Annotated in this window: 12 protein-coding genes; 6 read left to right on the top strand and 6 right to left on the bottom strand. The window is 72.7% G+C overall.

What is annotated here, in order from left to right:
* Positions 1 to 327: 327 nt before the first annotated feature.
* On the bottom strand, positions 328 to 2,652 hold the full coding sequence (gene pcrA / locus QJS33_RS25730) for a DNA helicase PcrA (protein ID WP_306370655.1): 2,325 nt from the start codon (positions 2,650 to 2,652) through the stop codon (positions 328 to 330).
* Positions 2,653 to 2,798: 146 nt separating this feature from the next.
* Between pcrA and QJS33_RS25725 the strand changes: the two genes are divergently transcribed.
* Positions 2,799 to 3,728 carry a nucleoside hydrolase gene (locus tag QJS33_RS25725; protein WP_306370654.1) on the top strand — a complete coding sequence of 310 codons (930 nt, stop codon included), beginning with the start codon at positions 2,799 to 2,801 and terminating at the stop codon, positions 3,726 to 3,728.
* A 41-nt stretch (positions 3,729 to 3,769) separates the two neighbouring features.
* Here QJS33_RS25725 and QJS33_RS25720 read toward each other — a convergent pair whose 3' ends face one another.
* Together QJS33_RS25720 and QJS33_RS25715 are read right to left on the bottom strand one after the other, a co-directional pair.
* Entirely contained in the window at positions 3,770 to 4,462 is a 693-nt protein-coding gene (locus tag QJS33_RS25720) for a response regulator transcription factor (RefSeq protein ID WP_306370653.1), read from the bottom strand.
* A gap of 64 nt (positions 4,463 to 4,526) precedes the next feature.
* Positions 4,527 to 5,756, bottom strand: a complete 1,230-nt coding sequence (locus QJS33_RS25715) for an ATP-binding protein (RefSeq protein WP_306370652.1) — start codon at positions 5,754 to 5,756, stop codon at positions 4,527 to 4,529.
* A 209-nt stretch (positions 5,757 to 5,965) separates the two neighbouring features.
* Between QJS33_RS25715 and QJS33_RS25710 the strand changes: the two genes are divergently transcribed.
* Together QJS33_RS25710 and QJS33_RS25705 are read left to right on the top strand one after the other, a co-directional pair.
* Positions 5,966 to 7,387, top strand: a complete 1,422-nt coding sequence (locus tag QJS33_RS25710; protein WP_372339715.1) for a PspC domain-containing protein — start codon at positions 5,966 to 5,968, stop codon at positions 7,385 to 7,387.
* Positions 7,374 to 7,640 (top strand): hypothetical protein, encoded by a 267-nt coding sequence (locus tag QJS33_RS25705; protein ID WP_306370650.1) that lies wholly within the window; start codon positions 7,374 to 7,376, stop codon positions 7,638 to 7,640. Before QJS33_RS25710 ends, QJS33_RS25705 begins: the two co-directional genes overlap by 14 nt.
* Positions 7,641 to 7,696: 56 nt before the next feature.
* Here the strand turns inward: QJS33_RS25705 and rsmA are convergent, their stop codons facing one another.
* Together rsmA and QJS33_RS25695 are read right to left on the bottom strand one after the other, a co-directional pair.
* The gene (gene rsmA, locus QJS33_RS25700; RefSeq protein WP_306370649.1) at positions 7,697 to 8,584 is read right to left on the bottom strand and encodes a 16S rRNA (adenine(1518)-N(6)/adenine(1519)-N(6))-dimethyltransferase RsmA; all 888 of its coding nucleotides are present in this window, start codon (positions 8,582 to 8,584) and stop codon (positions 7,697 to 7,699) included.
* Positions 8,585 to 8,778: 194 nt separating this feature from the next.
* Positions 8,779 to 9,945 carry a resuscitation-promoting factor gene (locus QJS33_RS25695; protein ID WP_306370648.1) on the bottom strand — a complete coding sequence of 389 codons (1,167 nt, stop codon included), beginning with the start codon at positions 9,943 to 9,945 and terminating at the stop codon, positions 8,779 to 8,781.
* Between the two features lie 322 nt (positions 9,946 to 10,267).
* Here QJS33_RS25695 and QJS33_RS25690 point away from each other — a divergent pair, with 322 nt between their 5' ends.
* The 3 genes from QJS33_RS25690 to QJS33_RS25680 all read left to right on the top strand — a co-directional run bounded on the left by QJS33_RS25690 (position 10,268) and on the right by QJS33_RS25680 (position 14,776).
* Positions 10,268 to 11,362 (top strand): CaiB/BaiF CoA-transferase family protein, encoded by a 1,095-nt coding sequence (locus QJS33_RS25690; protein ID WP_306370647.1) that lies wholly within the window; start codon positions 10,268 to 10,270, stop codon positions 11,360 to 11,362.
* A 255-nt stretch (positions 11,363 to 11,617) separates the two neighbouring features.
* Positions 11,618 to 13,861 (top strand): hypothetical protein, encoded by a 2,244-nt coding sequence (locus QJS33_RS25685; RefSeq protein ID WP_306370646.1) that lies wholly within the window; start codon positions 11,618 to 11,620, stop codon positions 13,859 to 13,861.
* Between the two features lie 555 nt (positions 13,862 to 14,416).
* Positions 14,417 to 14,776: an STAS domain-containing protein gene (locus tag QJS33_RS25680; RefSeq protein WP_306370645.1), complete on the top strand. Its 360-nt coding sequence runs from the start codon at positions 14,417 to 14,419 to the stop codon at positions 14,774 to 14,776.
* Positions 14,777 to 15,006: 230 nt separating this feature from the next.
* Here QJS33_RS25680 and QJS33_RS25675 read toward each other — a convergent pair whose 3' ends face one another.
* Entirely contained in the window at positions 15,007 to 15,717 is a 711-nt protein-coding gene (locus QJS33_RS25675) for a M50 family metallopeptidase (RefSeq protein WP_306370644.1), read from the bottom strand.
* Between the last annotated feature and the right edge of the window lie 381 nt (positions 15,718 to 16,098).

The raw sequence follows: 16,098 nt of genomic DNA, 5'->3' as shown, positions 1-16,098 counted from the left end.
TTTTCCGAATCGGCGTTTTCCGGGACCTTCTGATTTTCCGTGAAGGGGTGTGCCTCTTTCGAGGCGGCCCGACCGAGTTTACATGGCCGAAGCAGTGCTTCGGACCGTTCACTTCGGAAGGGAGGTTTCGACCGGCCCGTCCGCTCCGATCCCTGGGGATCAGCGTCCGTCTCGCTCGGTCTTGGACAACACTACCCCTGTCCGGGAGTGCTCGTGACACGTTTGCCGATCCTTGCCCGTGTCGTGCCTTACAGCCGAAGGACAAAAACGACGAAGGCCCACAGAACACCTGCTGTGGGCCCTCGTCGGGGTCGATCGAGCGTCAGGTCACAGCTTCTCGATCGGCGCGTACTTCACCATCAGGTCCTTCTCCCCGATGTCCGCGCCGAAGTCGATGCGGGCCTTGGTGCGGTCGCCCGTACCGTCGACCAGTTGGACGCGGCCCATGCCGAACTTGTCGTGGTTGACCAGGTCCCCCACGCTCAGGGTCGGCGCCTCCGCCTTGGGCCTGCTCCGGCCGAAGGTGCCGCCGAAGCCCTCACCGCCGAAACCACCGGAGGAGCGGCCGCCGCCGGCCGGGCCCCGGCGCAGGGTGGGCGGGGCGCTCAGCACCGGGGAGTCCCCGCGGCGCCAGTCGATCAGGGACGACGGGACCTCGTCCAGGAAACGGGAGGGCGGGTTGTACGACGGGCTCCCCCACGCGCTGCGCACCGCGGCGCGGCTCAGGTAGAGCAGGCGCTCGGCGCGGGTCAGCCCCACGTACGCCAGTCGGCGCTCCTCCTCCAGCTGCGTCTTGTCGCCCAGGGTCCGCATGTGCGGGAACACCCCATCCTCCAGACCCGTCAGGAACACCACCGGGAACTCCAGCCCCTTGGCCGAGTGCAGGGTCATCAGCGTGACCACCCCGCCCTCGTCGTCGGCGTCCGGGAGCTGGTCGGTGTCGGCGACCAGGGAGATCCGCTCCAGGAAGTCCACCAGGGTCGGTTCGGCGTCCTCCTCGACGACTTCCTCCCCCTCCAGCGCGGCCTCGTCCTCCAGCAGCGCGGTGAAGGTGTTCTCGAACTCCCGCGCCACGTCCACGAACTCCTCCAGGTTCTCCACCCGGCTCTCGTCCTGGATGTCCTTGGACTCGGTGAGCTCGGACAGGTACCCGGTCTTGTCGAGGACGGCCTCCACCAGCTGGGACGGCGTGGCGCCCGCCACCTGCGCCGCCAGTTCGTCGAGCAGGGCGGTGAAGTTGCGGACGGCGTTCACCGAGCGGGTCGCCATCGCCGGGACCTCGTCGACCCGGCGCAGCGCCTGGGCGAACGTGATGCGCTCGCGGGCGGCGAACAGCTCCAGGGACTCCTCCGCCCGGGCGCCGATGCCGCGTTTGGGCACGTTGATGATGCGGCGCAGGCTGACCGTGTCCTCGGGGTTGGCGAGCACGCGCAGGTAGGCGAGGACGTCGCGGATCTCCTTGCGCTCGTAGAACCGCACCCCGCCGACGATCTTGTACGGCAGGCCCATCCGGATGAACACGTCCTCGAACACCCGGGACTGGGCGTTGGTCCGGTAGAACACCGCCACTTGGCTCGGGGTGATCGCCCCGTCGTCCGTGAGCTTGTCGATCTCACCCACCACGAACGCGGCCTCGTCGTGCTCGTTGTCTGCGACGTAGCCGACGATGGGCGTGCCCTCGCCCTGCTCCGACCACAGGTTCTTGGCGGGCCGGCCCTCGTTGCGCTCGATGACCGCGTTGGCGGCCGACAGGATCGTCTGGGTGGAGCGGTAGTTCTGCTCCAGCAGGATCGTGCGCGCGTTGGGGAAGTCGCGCTCGAACTCCAGGATGTTGCGGATGGTCGCGCCGCGGAACGCGTAGATGGACTGGTCCGCGTCGCCGACCACGCACAGCTCCGAGGGCGGTACGACCGGCGCCTCCTGCGTCACCCCGACGAGTTCGCGGATGAACACGTACTGGGCGTGGTTGGTGTCCTGGTACTCGTCGACCATGACGTGCCGGAACCGGCGCCGGTAGTGCTCGGCGACGTCGGGGAACATCTGCAACAGGTTGACGGTGACCATGATCAGGTCGTCGAAGTCCATGGCGCCGGCCTCGTGCAGGCGGCGCTGGTAGAGCTTGTAGGCCTCGGCGAGCTTCTTCTCCTGCTCGGTCTGGGCCTGCTCGGCGAACGTGTCGTAGTCGACCAGTTCGTTCTTGAGGTTGGAGACCTGGGCGGAGAACGACTTGGGCGGGAACCGCTTGGGGTCCAGGTCCATCTCCTTGCAGACCAGCTGCATGAGCCGCGCGGAGTCGGCGGAGTCGTAGATGGTGAACCCGCTCGGGTAGCCGAGGCGGTGGGCCTCCCGGCGCAGGATGCGCACGCACGCCGAGTGGAACGTCATGATCCACATGCTGGCGGCGGCGCGTGCGCCGAGCAGCGCCTGGATGCGTTCGCGCATCTCGGCGGCGGCCTTGTTGGTGAACGTGATCGCGAGGATCTCCCCGGGCCGCACCCCCCGGGCGGCCATCAGGTGCGCGATGCGGTGGGTGAGGACACGGGTCTTGCCCGAACCGGCGCCCGCGACGATGAGGAGCGGGCCGCCGCCGTGGGTGACCGCCTCGCGCTGGGGACCGTTCAGACCTTCGAGAAGCTGCTCTTGGGAGGACACGGTCTCCAGGTTACGGCCGGTCGGCGACAGGGCCCGCCGAGTGCGGCACTTCATAACCCGATCGGATGTTCGTCCCGTTTAGGCTGTTCCTCTGACTTGGGGCCCCCGCACGGGCGGGGGCCGTCGTTCGTGTTCGGGGGTTCGTCATGCGCGTGTTCGTCGACTGTGATCCGGGGATCGACGACGCCGTCGCGCTCGCCTATCTGGCGGCGCGGCCGGAGGTGGAGATCGTCGGGGTCGGCGCGGTGTTCGGCAACGGCGGTGTGGACGTGACGGCCGACAACGCCCTGCGGCTGCTGGAGCTGTACGGGCGGCCGGAGGTGCCGGTGGCGGTGGGCGCGTCCCGGCCGTTGGTGCAGGAGCCGCGGCTGGCCCCGCACGTCCACGGCGACAACGGGCTGGGCGGGGTGGAGCTGCCCGCGCCGGCCAAGGCGCCGGTCGCGGAGAGCGCCGCGGAGCTGCTGGTGCGGCTGGCCCGCGAGTACCCGGGTGAACTGGACGTGCTGGCGGTGGGCCCGCTGACGAACCTGGCGATCGCGCTGGGGCTGGAGCCGCGGCTGCCGGAGCTGGTGCGCAGGCTGGTGGTGATGGGCGGCGCGGTGCGGGTGCCGGGCAACGTGTCCTCGCACGTCGAGGCCAACATCAACAACGACCCGGAGGCGGCCGAGGCCGTGTTCGGCGCCGGGTTCGACCTGGACCTGGTGGCGCTGGACATCACCATGGAGACGGTGGCCACCGGTGCGTGGTTGGAGGAGCTGAAGGCGGTGCCGGGGGTGCGGGCCGCGCGCACCTCGGAGTTCCTGGACTTCTACGCCGACTTCTACAAGGGCATCTTCGGGGTGCGCCAGTGCGCGATGCACGACCCGCTGGCGGCGGCGGTGCTGGTGGACCCGCACCTGGTCACGGAGGCCGTCGAGGCGCCGGTGCGGGTGGAGCTGTCCGGGTCGCTGACCCGCGGCATGACCGTGGCGGACCTGCGGCTGCGCCCCGGCGGGGACGACCGGCGGCCGGTGCGGGTGATCACGGCCGTGGCCGGCGAGGACTTCCTCGGCCGGATGCTCGACGCGCTGCGCTGACCGCGGCCCCGGGGGTCCGGGGGTCCGGGGGTCCGGGAGCGTCAGACGAGTCGGCGGGCGGTGGCCCAGCGGCTGAGCTCGTGCCGGTTGGAGAGCTGGAGTTTGCGCAGCACCGACGACACGTGGGTCTCCACGGTCTTGACGGAGATGAACAGCTCCTTGGCGACCTCCTTGTAGGCGTAGCCCCGGGCGATGTGCCGCAGCACCTCGCGTTCGCGCTGGGTGAGGCGGTCCAGCTCGGGGTCCACCGGCGGGGCGTCGGTCGCCGAGAAGGCGTCCAGGACGAACCCGGCCAGGCGCGGGGAGAACACGGCGTCGCCGTCGGCGACGCGCACGATGGCGTCGGCGAGCTCCCTGCCGGAGATGGTCTTGGTGACGTAGCCGCGGGCGCCGCCGCGGACCACGCCGATCACGTCCTCGGCGGCGTCGGACACCGACAGCGCCAGGAAGCGGATCTGCGGGTGGCGGGCCAGGACGCGGCGCAGCACCTCGACACCGCCGCCGCCGGGCAGGTGGACGTCGAGCAGGACGAGGTCGGGCTGCACCCGCTCGATCACCTGCACGGCGGAGTCCACGTCGCCGGCCTCGCCGACGACGTCGACGGCGTCGCCGAGCTCGCCCCGCACTCCGCTGCGGAACAGGCGGTGGTCGTCCACGATCACGACGCGGGGTGGCGCGTCGCCGTCATTGAAGGTCGTGTTGCTGTCGTCTCCCACAACGGGAACTCTACCCATGGGGCGGCCCGCTCCACATCCCGGTCTCCTGTCGGTCGTGCCTTTCCGGTGTGTCCGCAACGCCCTACATCTCGGGGATGCGGGGCATGCGCAACTGGACCTCGGTGCCCTCGCCCGGGGCGGTGCGGATGCGCGCGGATCCGCCGTGGCGGTCCATCCGGCCCAGGATGGAGCCGCGCACGCCCATACGGTCCTCGGGGATGGCGTCGAGGTCGAACCCGGCGCCGCGGTCGCGCACGAACACCAGCACCTCCTCGGGTTCGACCTCGCCGAACACGGAGATGGTGTCGGTGCCCGCGTACTTGGACGCGTTGACCATGGCCTCGCGGGCGGAGCGGAGCATGGCGTGCAGGCCGTCGTCCACCGGGCAGTCGCCGACGCAGACCACCTCGATGGGGATGCCGTGCTCCTCCTCGACCTCGGCGGCGACGCGCTCCAGGGCCGGGGAGACGGTGGTCTCGGCGTCGGCGGGGCGCTGGTAGAGCCAGCTGCGCAGGGCGCGCTCCTGGACCCGGGCCAGGCGCTGCACCTCGCGGGGGTCCTCGGCCCGGCGCTGGATGAGGGTGAGGGTGTGCAGCACGGAGTCGTGGATGTGGGCGGCCAGTTCGGCGCGTTCGGCGTTGCGGATGCGTTCGCGGCGTTCGGCGTCGCGTTCGCGGACCAGGCCGACGATCCACGGGGCGACGATGAGGGCGACCCCGGCGAGCAGGGTGAACGCGAAGGTCAGCCCGGCGCGGGCGTTCTGGAGCTGTTCCTGGAAGACGAGGAACCCGATGACGCCGACGACGACCAGGAGGATGCCCGCCCCGGCGCGCATGAGCCCCTTGCCGCGGCCGACGGTGCTGGTCATCCATTCGTCGCGCTGGCCCGGGTTGGCCTGCTGCCACAGGATGACGGCGCCCAGGGTGCCGAACACCACGAACCACAGCAGCGGGTCGAAGACCCCGCCGAACAGTAGGAACAGGAAGCCGAGTCCGGCGGCGAGGCCGACGTAGGCGACCAGCTGGGAGATGTCGCGGCCCTTGCGGCGGCCGTCGGCGGTGCGCTCCTCGGCGCCGTCCCCGCGTTCGGTCTCCTCGGCGGGCACGAAGAAGAACAGGGCGACGTACACGGCGATCCCGATGCCGCCGACGGACAGGGCCATGAAGGCGAGGCGGACCACGACGGGGTCCACCCCCAGGTGGCGGGCGAGCCCCGCGGCGACACCGCCCAGCAGCCGCCCGTCGACCGCCCGGGTGAGCTCGGGGGTGCCGTCCGCGACCGGGGTCACCCGGTCACCGCTTGTTTTGTCCATGTCTTCCGTCCGTGCGCGTTGCCGGTCCGGGGCGCACGGGTGCCCCCCGTCGACTCCAGCATGCACCGGACCGGGGACGGCGGGCATCGGGGTGGAGCCCCCGGATGTTCCGGGGCGCGCGGTCAGGGTGGGGTCAGGGTCGTCCCGGATTCCCCTGTTCACCGCTTTCAGGTGACCATGGGTGTGTGAGGAGAGTGCGGTGAGCGACCATGAGTGAGGATTCGGCTGCCACGGGATCCGACGCGCCGGCGGCCGATGCGGTTCCCGGCCCGGGGCGGGAGTTGCGCAAGGCGGACGAGGACCGGGTCCTGGCCGGTGTGTGCGCCGGGCTGGGGCGCTACACGGGGACGGACCCGGTGGTGTGGCGGGCGGCCTTCGCGCTGACCTCGTTCGCGGGGGGCACCGGTGTGCTGCTGTACCTCGTCGCGTGGATGCTCATGCGGGACGCACGGGGCGGGCCGGCGACGATCGAGCAGATGCTGAACCGGAGCATTCCGCCGCAGACGGTGCTGAAGCTGCTCGCGATGGGGCTGGCGGTGGCGACGGCGTTCAGCCTGGTCGGTGGTTTCGGCTGGTCGACTCTGGTGCTGGCGGTTCCGCTGGTGCTGGGGGTGCTGGCGGCGCGTGGCCGCGGGGTGGACCTGCGGACGGCGTTCACCGGCCTGGGCGAGGAGCTGCGGGCCAAGGCACCGCCTCCGGAGACGCCGGTCCCCGGTCCGAGTCCGAGTTACTACAACCCGGCGCAGCCGTGGGCGTCGGCCCCCGCCGGTCCGGTGGATCTGGCGGTGGTGGCCGAGCGGACGATGCACGGCGACCGCTCGAACGACGGGGACGGCGGGGACCGCGGGGACACGGATGACGAGAGCGCCGACGAAGGTCCCGGCGCGGAGGACCGCGGTTCCGGGAAGGGCCGCAAGAAGCGGAGGCCCCGGCGCGGGGTGCCGCTGGCGATGATGGCGCTGTGGACGGTGGTGGCCGCCGCGGTGGTGGCGCCGGTTCTGGCGTTCGACGGTGCGTCGTCGGTGTGGAGCACCGACACGGCGCGCCTGCTGTTGGGGCCCGAGACCGGGGTGTACTTCCTGGCCGGGGCGCTGGGGCTGGTCGGGCTGCTCGGTGTGGTGGGCACGTGGGCGGGGAACCCGCGGGGTCTGGGTTTCCTGGGCGTGCTGCTGACGCTGGGGCTGGTGCTGGTGTCCACGGCGGACGTGACCCGGATGCGGGTCGGCGAGGACGTGTGGCGGCCGACCACGGTGGCGCAGGCGGAGGCCGGGGGCGCCCCCCGGTTCACGGTGGGCGAACTCACGGTGGACCTGACCGCGATCGAGGATCTGGAGCCCGGGGAGACCGTGGACGTGCGGGCGGAGGTCGGCCGGGGTCGGCTGCTCCTGCTGCTGCCCGACGACGCCCGGGTGGAGGTGGCCGCGGACGTCGGCTTCGGGGTACTGGACTCCTCCGCCTCGGCCGACGTGGACGAGGAGGAAGAGGGAACGGGAGAGCAGTTCGGCATCACCCGGGAGTTGAGCGAGGTGTTCGAGCCGGTCGGCGGGGCCGGGGACGACGAGGTCCCCCTGATCAGAGTGGACACCGACATCCGCGTCGGGGTTGTGGAGGTACGGCATGGCGAAGCGTAGAACGGACTGGGGGTCGCTGGTCGCGGGGCTGCTGTTCCTCGGACTCGCGGTCGCGTTCGTCGTGCGGGGCACCGGGGACTGGGAGTTCGGTGTCTGGTGGGCGGTCCCGGTGCTGGTGGCCGGGCTGGTCCTGGCCGGGGTGGTGCGCGCGGTGCAGCGTTCGCGGGCCCGCGCCCGGGAACGCGCCGAGGCGGCCGGGGCCGCCGCCACCGACGGGGGCGGGGACGGCGAGGACGGCCCGCCCCGGGGGTGAGGCCGGGGACACCGAGGGGGCGCGGCATCCGCCGCGCCCCCTCGGTGTTCCGCCGGTCAGCCGTTGACATCCGGGCGGTGCTCGGCGATGGCCGCGAAGTCCTGCACCCGCAGGGACTCCCCCCGCGCGCCGGGGTCGACCCCGGCGGCGCGCAGCGCCTGCTCGGCGGCCGGGGCCGACCCGGCCCAGCCGGCCAGGGCGGCGCGCAGGGTCTTGCGGCGCTGGGCGAAGGCCGCGTCGATCACCCGGAAGACCTCCTCTCGGGTGGCCTTCGTCTCGGGCGGGGTGCGGCGGACCAGTTCCACCAGTCCCGAGTCGACGTTGGGGGCGGGCCAGAACACGTTGCGGCCCACCGCCCCGGCCCGGCGGGCATCGGCGTACCAGGCGATCTTGGCCGAGGGCACCCCGTAGATGCGGCCGCCCGGGGTGGCGGTGATCCGGTCGGCGACCTCCGCCTGGACCATCACCAGGACCCGCTCCAGGCTCGGCAGCAGTTCGAGCAGGTGGAGCAGGACGGGGACGGACACGTTGTAGGGCAGGTTGGCGACCAGGGCGGTGGGCGCCGGGCCGGGGACCTCGGCGACGCGCATCGCGTCGTCGCGGACGACGGTGAGCCGGTCGGCGAGTTCGGGCGCGTGCTCGGCGACGGTGCCGGGCAGCGCCTCGGCGAGCACCGGGTCGATCTCGATGGCGGTGACCCGGCGCACGTGCGGGAGCAGCGCCAGGGTCAGGGAGCCCAGACCCGGCCCGACCTCGACCACGACGTCGTCCCCGCCGACCCCCGCGACCCGGACGATGCGGCGCACGGTGCCGTGGTCGATGACGAAGTTCTGCCCGAGGGTCTTGGTGGGGCGGACTCCGAGCCGCTCGGCGAGGACCCGCACGTCGGCGGGGGTGAGCAGGCGGGATCGGTCATCGGGTGCGGGTGTCTGTGTCACCCTCACATCTTGCCAGCCCGCCGGGGTGGGAACCGCGGCCGAAGGCCGTCTGTGAGAGGGAGTCCTGCGGCCGAAGGCCGTCCGTTGAGGGTGGTGGTGGGTGACGGGAGGGCGGTGGTGGGTGACGGCAGGGCGGTGGTGGGTGACGGCAGGGCGGTGGTGGGTGACGGCAGGGCGGCGGTGGCCGACGGGAGGGGCGGTCACTCGAAGAGGTGGACGCCGCAGTGCGGCCACTGGCTCTGCCAGTTCCCCCCGACCGAGTCGTAGAGCGCCTGGGCGCGCCGTGTCTGCTCCCGGGCGTCGGCCTCGGAGGGCAGTCCGGTGCCGCCGACCGAGTTCCAGGTGGGGACGCTGAACTGGTAGAGGCCGTGGTAGCCGCCCGCGGAGTTGACGGCGGTCGGGTCCCCGCCGGACTCGCACTGGGCGAGGGCGGCCCAGTTGAGGCCGTCGGCCGCGCCGCCGCCCGCCGGTGGCGTGTTCTCCGGTGCCTTGGTGCCGACCTCCACCACGCCCTCGACGGGTTCGGTGACGACCTCCTCCTCCAGCACCCTCTCCACCTCCTCGCCGTGGTGCAGGACGGTGGCGGTGGTCACCCGCTTGACGCCGTCCTCGGGCTCGGTGACGACCTCGCGCTCGCCCTCGGGCAGGTCGGGGTTCTCGCGTTCGGTGGTCCCCGCCTCGACGGGGACCTCCTCGGTGACGGGTTCGCCGACGACCGGGGTGATCCGGACGGTCATGTCGGGGTCGGCGGGTGCGTCGGCGGCCGGGGAGACGAGGTCGTGCTCGCCGAGGTCGACCCCGGCCGCGGCCAGGACGTCGGCGACGGTATCCCCGGTGGAGCGGATCTCGGTGCGGACGGTGTCGCGCAGGACGACCATGCGCGGGGCGCGTTCGGCCGTGACGGTGAGCCCGTCGGCGGGGATGGGGGTGTCGTGCCCGGCGGAGAGGGACATCCCGTCGGGGTCCAGGCCGAGCTGGTGCAGGGCCTCGCCCAGGGTGGCGGCGTTGACGCTGCGGGCCAGGGGGTGGCCGTCGAGTTCGACGGTGATGTCCCGCGGGGAGCGGACCAGGACGTGCTCGCCGGAAGCGACGGGGGCGTCCGGTGCGGGGGCCACCAGGTCGCCGTCGGCGAGGGTGACGCCCGCGGCGTCGAGGGCGTCGGCGACGGTGCCGCCGAAGGTGTGGACGGTGCGCTCGGTGCCGTTGACGTCCACGATGACGGCCCGGTGCGCGGTGAGCGCGGTGCAGCCCGCGGTGAGGGCGAGGAGTCCGGCGGTGGCGGCGGCCAGCAGGGGCAGCGGCAGCCGGCCGCGGGCGCGGCGGGAACGGCGGCGGGAACGGCGCGGGGAGGTGGTCCTACGGGTCATGGCGGTTCCTGGGATCACACGAAGGAAAGGGGGCGCCCGTGGGCATCGTCGGGCACTCGTCGCTTTTCGGATGCCGACGTCGTGGCAGTTCAGAGGGGGCGAGCGACCCGTCGGGCATCGGACACATTAGCACCACGCCATTGTTCTACTTTTGGACTCGCCGAAAACCGAGGCGTCCGAAAATAGAAAAGCGCCATTTATATTTTTTTATCCCTTTAGTCCCGCCCGGGCACCCCGAGGCGCCTCCCTGGCGCCGCACCGGCCGACCCGGCACAATGAACCCGAACGTCGTTCTAATCCATCCCTCCTGGAGGCCGCGCACATGGGACCCCTCAACGGAATCCGCGTCGTCGAGTTCACCGGCATCGGACCTGCGCCGATGGCCGCCATGCTCCTGGCCGACCTGGGCGCCGACGTCGTCCGCCTCGATCGCCCGCAGGCCGCCGAGGCGGTGAACGCCGGGCTCCCCGGCCCGCACATGAGCGAGGGCCGCACCGTGCTGGGCGCCGACCTGAAGTCCGCGGAGGGCCGCGCCCTGGCCCGCGACCTCGTCGAGCGTGCCGACGTCCTGTTGGAGGGCTTCCGCCCCGGGGTCATGGAGCGGCTGGGCCTGGGCCCCGACACCTGTCTGGAGCTCAACCCCCGGCTGGTCTACGCCCGCGTCACCGGCTGGGGCCAGGACGGTCCCCTGGCCGCGGCCGCCGGGCACGACATGAACTACATCTCCGTCAACGGGGCCCTGCACGCCATCGGCCGCGCGGGCGGCCCGCCGGTCCCGCCGGTCAACCTGCTCGGGGACTTCGCGGGCGGCACCATGTTCGCGGTCACCGGCATCCTGGCCGCCCTGGTGGAACGCGGCGCCTCCGGGCTCGGACAGGTCGTGGACGCCGCCATGGTCGACGGGTCGGCGCTGCTGATGTCGATGGTCCACGAGGACCGGGCGCGCGGGTCCTGGGCCGACGAGCGCGGCACCAACTACCTGGACACCGGCGCCCCCTGGTACGACGTCTACGAGTGCGCCGACGGCCGGTACGTGTCCGTGGGCTGCATCGAGCCGCAGTTCTACGCCGCCTTCCTGGCGGGCACCGGGCTCGACGGGGAGGACCTGCCCGACCAGTGGGACCGCTCGGGCTGGCCGGTGCTGCGGGAGCGGTTCGCGGAGGTGCTGCGCACCCGGGGCCGGGACGAGTGGGCGGCGGTGTTCGAGGACGTGGACGCCTGTGTGATGCCGGTCCTGTCCCTGGAGGAGGCGCCCGACCACCCGCACGTGCGCGACCGGGGCACACTGGTCCGTGAGGGCGACCGCGTGATCCCGGGCCCGGCGCCGCGCTTCTCGCGCACCCCCGGCGGGGTGACCCGGGGACGGCCGCAGCCGGACACCGCCGAGACCCTCAAGGGGTGGGGCCTGGGCCGCTGAACCGGCCCGTCCGATATCCGACACCCGGGCCCTCGGTAACGGGGGCCGGACGGATTCGGGCGGGTAGGGCGAGTATCCCCCGATGAGCGGCCCGGGGTCGCTAGGGTGACGAGCTCAGGTCGAGCGCGCGACGGGGGGTCCGCGATGCCACGACGGTTCGTCAGGGCGGTATCGGCACATCGGGGGGCGGCCGGCGCCGCGGGGGCGACGCACCGGAGGGCGGTCGGCACCGTACCGGCGCGCTGGTGCGCGGCGGTGGTGGCGGTCGTCGCCCTGCTGTGCGCCGCCCCCGCCTCGTGGGCGGATCCGGGCCCGACGGGCACGGGGGCACCCGACCGGCGGCCGGACGTGCCGGGGCCGGGGCCGGGGCCGGGGCCGGGGCCGGGGCCGGGCGAGGAGCCCCTGGTGCTGGTGGGGGTGCCGGGCCTGTTGTGGGAGGACATCACTCCCGATCACACACCCACCCTGTGGGAGATGGCGGAGCGGTCGGCCATCGGCAACATGTCGATCCGCACCGCGACCTCGCGCACCTGCCCCACCGACGGGTGGCTGTCAGTATCGGCGGGCAACCGCGCGCTGGCCGCCCGGGAGGACTTCGGGGTCTGCGAGCCCGCGCCCGAACCCGAGCGCACCGGGTCCGGCGCGGTCGTCCCGGGGTTCGACTCCTACGTGCGCCAGAACGCCGAATCGCAGTTCGCCGCACAGGTGGGGCTGCTCGGCGACACCGTGCAACGGTACGGCGGGACCACCCTGGCCGTGGGCCCGGGGGCGGCGCTGGGCGTCGCCGACCGGTCCGGGCGGGTCGACCACTACCTGCCGGGTGTGCGCGACCTCGACACCGAACGCCTGGAGGGCGTGGCCTTGGCCGCGGTGGAGCTGCCCGAGCTCACCCGGCTGTACCCGGAGGACGACCCGCTCTCGGCCGACCGCGACGCCCCCGAGCGGGACGACGTCCCGCAGGTGGATCGCGAGGAGGCGCTCCAGACGCTGGACGGGCGGCTGCGCACGCTCATCGCGATGCTGCCCACCGGGTCCTCGCTCATGGTCGCGGGTGTGTCCATGGACAGCGCGCCCTCCCGGCTCACCGCGGCACTGAGCGCGCAGGTGGCACAGGAGGGCCCGTCCGGGCCCATCGGGTTCCTGGCCTCGGAGTCGACCCGGCGGCGGGGGCTGGTGGTGCTCACCGACGTCACCGCCACCGTCCTGGCCGAGCTGCGGATGGACCCGCGGACGGCGGTCTCGGGGCGGGCCTGGCACGTGACGGGGCGGCCCGCGGACACCGGGGAGGCCGTGCAGCGGCTGATGGACTTCAACACGGCCGCAGTGGTGGTCGGGGCGTCCATCCCCGGGTTCTTCAGCGGGCTGGTGGCGGTGCAGCTGCTGATCTACGCGGCCGCCGCCTACGCCCTGCACCGCTACTCCGACGGTCAGCGCGGCAAGCGGGTCCTGGTGCTGTCGGTGACCCGGATCGTGGCCCTGGCCGGGGCGGCGTTCCCGGTCGCCAGCTACCTGGCCAACCTCATCCCGTGGTGGGCGGCCGACTCGCCGCCGACGGCGCTGCTGGGGTGCGTGCTGGCGGCGGACGCGCTGGTGGTGGTGCTGGCGGTGGCCGGGCCGTGGCGGCGCACGATCCTGGGCCCGATGACGGTGGTGGCGGGGGCGACCACGGCGGTGCTGTTCGTCGACCTGTGTTTCGGCGCGCACCTACAGATGAACTCGCCCACCGGGTACTCGCCGATCGTCGGCGGCCGGTTCTACGGGATCGGCAACATCGCGTTCGCCACCTTCGCCACCGGCATGCTCATGGCGGTGGCCGGGATCGCGCACGGGCTCATCGGGCGGGGGCGCCGGCGCGCCGCCGCGGCGGTGGCCCTGGTGGTGGGGGCGGCGTCGGTGGTGATCATCGGCTGGCCCGGCCTGGGCACCGACTTCGGCGGTGTGATCGCGCTGGTGCCGGGCCTGGCGGTGACGACGATGATGATCGCGGGGGTGCGGGTGACGTTCCTGCGGCTGGCGGCGGTGGTCACGGCGGCGGTCGCCGCGATCACCCTGCTGTCGTGGCTGGACTACCTGCGCCCGCCCCAGGAGCGCAGCCACTTCGGGGCGTTCGCCGCCCAGGTGCTCGACGGGGAGGCGGGCACCGTGGTGGCCCGCAAGCTCGGGGCGATGCTGGGCACGCTCGGCAACTGGCAGCTGACCCTGCTGGCGGCCTGTGCGCTGGTGTTCCTGTTCGCGGTGCTCTACCGGCCCACCAACTGGCGGATCGGCGCGTTGCAGCGGGCCTACGAGTACGCGCCGACGCTGCGGGCCGGCCTGACCGGGTCGCTGGTGACCGCGCTGGCGGGGTTCGCCGTCAACGACTCGGGCGTGGCGATCCCGGCGATCGCGCTGACCATCGCGGTTCCGCTCACGCTGTCGGCGTGCGTGTGGGCGCTGGAGCAGGAGGACGAGGATCCGACACCGGATACCGAACCCACCGAGAACGCCCACTGCCTGTGACGCTTACCTCATCGTTGCCGCGCGACGCAAATGACAACGAACACGACCTTGCGTCGCTCACGTCACGAATCGGCCACGGCACTATGGTAAAGTCCGAGGCTGAGCGGCCGATGCAAGGGACAGCCGGTACCCCACGGGGGCCGGTAGGTCACCGTCTCCCGAAGATCCCGGCCACCGATCCGGCCGCCGCACCTCCCCCAGGGAGGGAATGACCGCCCCCAGGGGCGGGTTCTTGTTGTCGTGAAGGGCGCGGGAGTCGCCCGGCACGGCACGCCGCCGATCTCCGGTCCCCGGTGACCCGCGGACCGCCGGGGAACTTCCGACTCGCGCTCGGACGTTCCCAGGGTGGCCGCGTTCAACGCAGGCCCCGTGGCGGAGGAGAAGGCGTCACATCCCCGGCCCCGGATCACCGGGGCGGCACACGAGGACACGATGAACCATCAGCTTGGCTACCGCGGTAACGCACTGAACGTACCGGTCGACGCCCGCGCCCGGCGTGGGATGCGACCCGCCTCGCCGGTGCGGCGGGCACGCCCCGACCACGCCGGAGTCGCCATGCCCGCACTCACCATCTCGTCCACCCTGCACGACAGCGGCCGGGTCCTGACCCTGGACGGCGAGATCGACCTGGCCACCGAGACCCGGTTCCAGGACGCGGTCACCGAGGCGCTCATCACCCAGCCGAGCGGGCGCGTCGTCCTGGACTGCACCGACCTGCGCTTCATCGACTCCAGCGGGCTGCGGGTGCTCATCCGCGCGCACAAGACCGCCCGGGAGCAGCGCGCGGTGCTGGCGATCGCCGCGCCGGCCCAGCGCGTGATGCAGACCCTGCGGATCACCGCCCTGGACACCCGCATCCCGGTGTTCGGCACCGTCCCCGAGGCGCTGGCCGCGCCCCGGGTCGACGCCGACTGAACCCGCGTGGCCGGTTCCGGCCACGGCGAAGGGGCACGACCTGCGAGGTCGTGCCCCTTCTCCATGCGTCGGGGGTCCGGCGGGCTTCCGGAGGGCCCGGGGCGGGATGCCCCTCCCACGGGGTCGGGAACGCCCGCCCGGTCGCGTGCGGCGGCCTCCCCGGACGGACGACCTGTCGGTGTCGGTCGGTGGGTCGGACCTGCCGGAGAAGCCACTGCGCGTCCTCACGATCAGTCGATGAGCAGCATCCACACGCCCAGGCCGGTGACGGCGAGGTTGACCAGGCCGAACACGACCACCCACAGGGTTCCGGGCAGGCCGGTGAGCCGGGCCAGCTGGTCGGCGTCGGAGTGCGGGGAGGGCTGGCGGATGCGCTGGCCCTGGAGCTCGAACACCGGGCGGACACCGGCGAACAGCAGGAACCAGATGAACAGGTAGGCGAAGGCCGCCTGGACCTCGCTGGGGGTGAACCAGCTGATCCCGAACACGACCGCGCCGGTACCCACCACCGAGAGCACGCCGTAGAGGTTGCGGATCATCAGGAGCATCGCGGCCAGCACCACCAGGCTCAGCCACAGCAGCGCGGTGATGTGGTCGGTCATGAGCACGACGATGCCGAGCAGGCCGATGACCGACGAGGAGACGTATCCGGCGAAGACGGTGAGGATCATGCCGATGCCGGTCGGCTTGCCGCGCGAGACGGTGACACCGGAGGTGTCGGAGTGGAGACGGATCGCGGTGAGCTGGCGTCCGCTGAGCAGTGCCACAAGGGCGTGGCCGCCCTCGTGGGCGATGGTGACGACGTTGCGGGCCACCCGCCACACGGGGTTGAACAGGACGGCGGCCAAGGCGAGCACCGCGGCTCCGATGATGATCCACTGCTCCGGCTCGGATTGGGTGGTCAGCACCTCCTGCCAGACGTCACCGAAGGTCGTTTCCACCAGTGGTCCCCCAACTGCGTCTCGACGGCTTCCCGGCCCGGGCGGGCACGGGGCGTTGCCCGACTCTAGCGACCCGCCGGGACGGGCCCGAACGGCGCGGATCGGTACGGAAGGTGAGACGGCGGCGGGCGTCCGGCGGTTCGGACCGCCCCGGAGAACACCGCTTTCCCCTCCAGACCGAGGACCGCCTCCGGGAAAGGTCCGTGCCGGAACCGCCGCGCGGACCATCACCCGTTCGGCACCCTCCCCCGAGAGCACGGACTCGGAGAGCGCACGCCCTGAGGACACCCGGGTTCCTCCGGCGGTTCGGACCGCCCCGGAGAACACCGCTTTCCCCTCCAGACCGAGGACCGCCTCCGGGAAAGGTCCGTGCCGGAACCG

Source organism: Nocardiopsis sp. CC223A (assembly GCF_030766825.1).
In the GTDB taxonomy this organism is placed as follows: Bacteria; Actinomycetota; Actinomycetes; order Streptosporangiales; family Streptosporangiaceae; genus Nocardiopsis.
This window is presented reverse-complemented; position numbering and strand designations above follow the sequence as displayed.

What these genes read in the sequence shown, in the direction of transcription:
- QJS33_RS25725 (WP_306370654.1), top strand. Translation starts at nt 2,799, where the DNA reads ATGCGCGTGTTCGTCGACTGTGATCCGGGGATCGACGACGCCGTCGCG.
- QJS33_RS25720 (WP_306370653.1), bottom strand. Translation starts at nt 4,462, where the DNA reads ATGGGTAGAGTTCCCGTTGTGGGAGACGACAGCAACACGACCTTCAAT.
- QJS33_RS25715 (WP_306370652.1), bottom strand. Translation starts at nt 5,756, where the DNA reads ATGGACAAAACAAGCGGTGACCGGGTGACCCCGGTCGCGGACGGCACC.
- QJS33_RS25710 (WP_372339715.1), top strand. Translation starts at nt 5,966, where the DNA reads ATGAGTGAGGATTCGGCTGCCACGGGATCCGACGCGCCGGCGGCCGAT.
- QJS33_RS25705 (WP_306370650.1), top strand. Translation starts at nt 7,374, where the DNA reads ATGGCGAAGCGTAGAACGGACTGGGGGTCGCTGGTCGCGGGGCTGCTG.
- QJS33_RS25695 (WP_306370648.1), bottom strand. Translation starts at nt 9,945, where the DNA reads ATGACCCGTAGGACCACCTCCCCGCGCCGTTCCCGCCGCCGTTCCCGC.
- QJS33_RS25690 (WP_306370647.1), top strand. Translation starts at nt 10,268, where the DNA reads ATGGGACCCCTCAACGGAATCCGCGTCGTCGAGTTCACCGGCATCGGA.
- QJS33_RS25680 (WP_306370645.1), top strand. Translation starts at nt 14,417, where the DNA reads ATGCCCGCACTCACCATCTCGTCCACCCTGCACGACAGCGGCCGGGTC.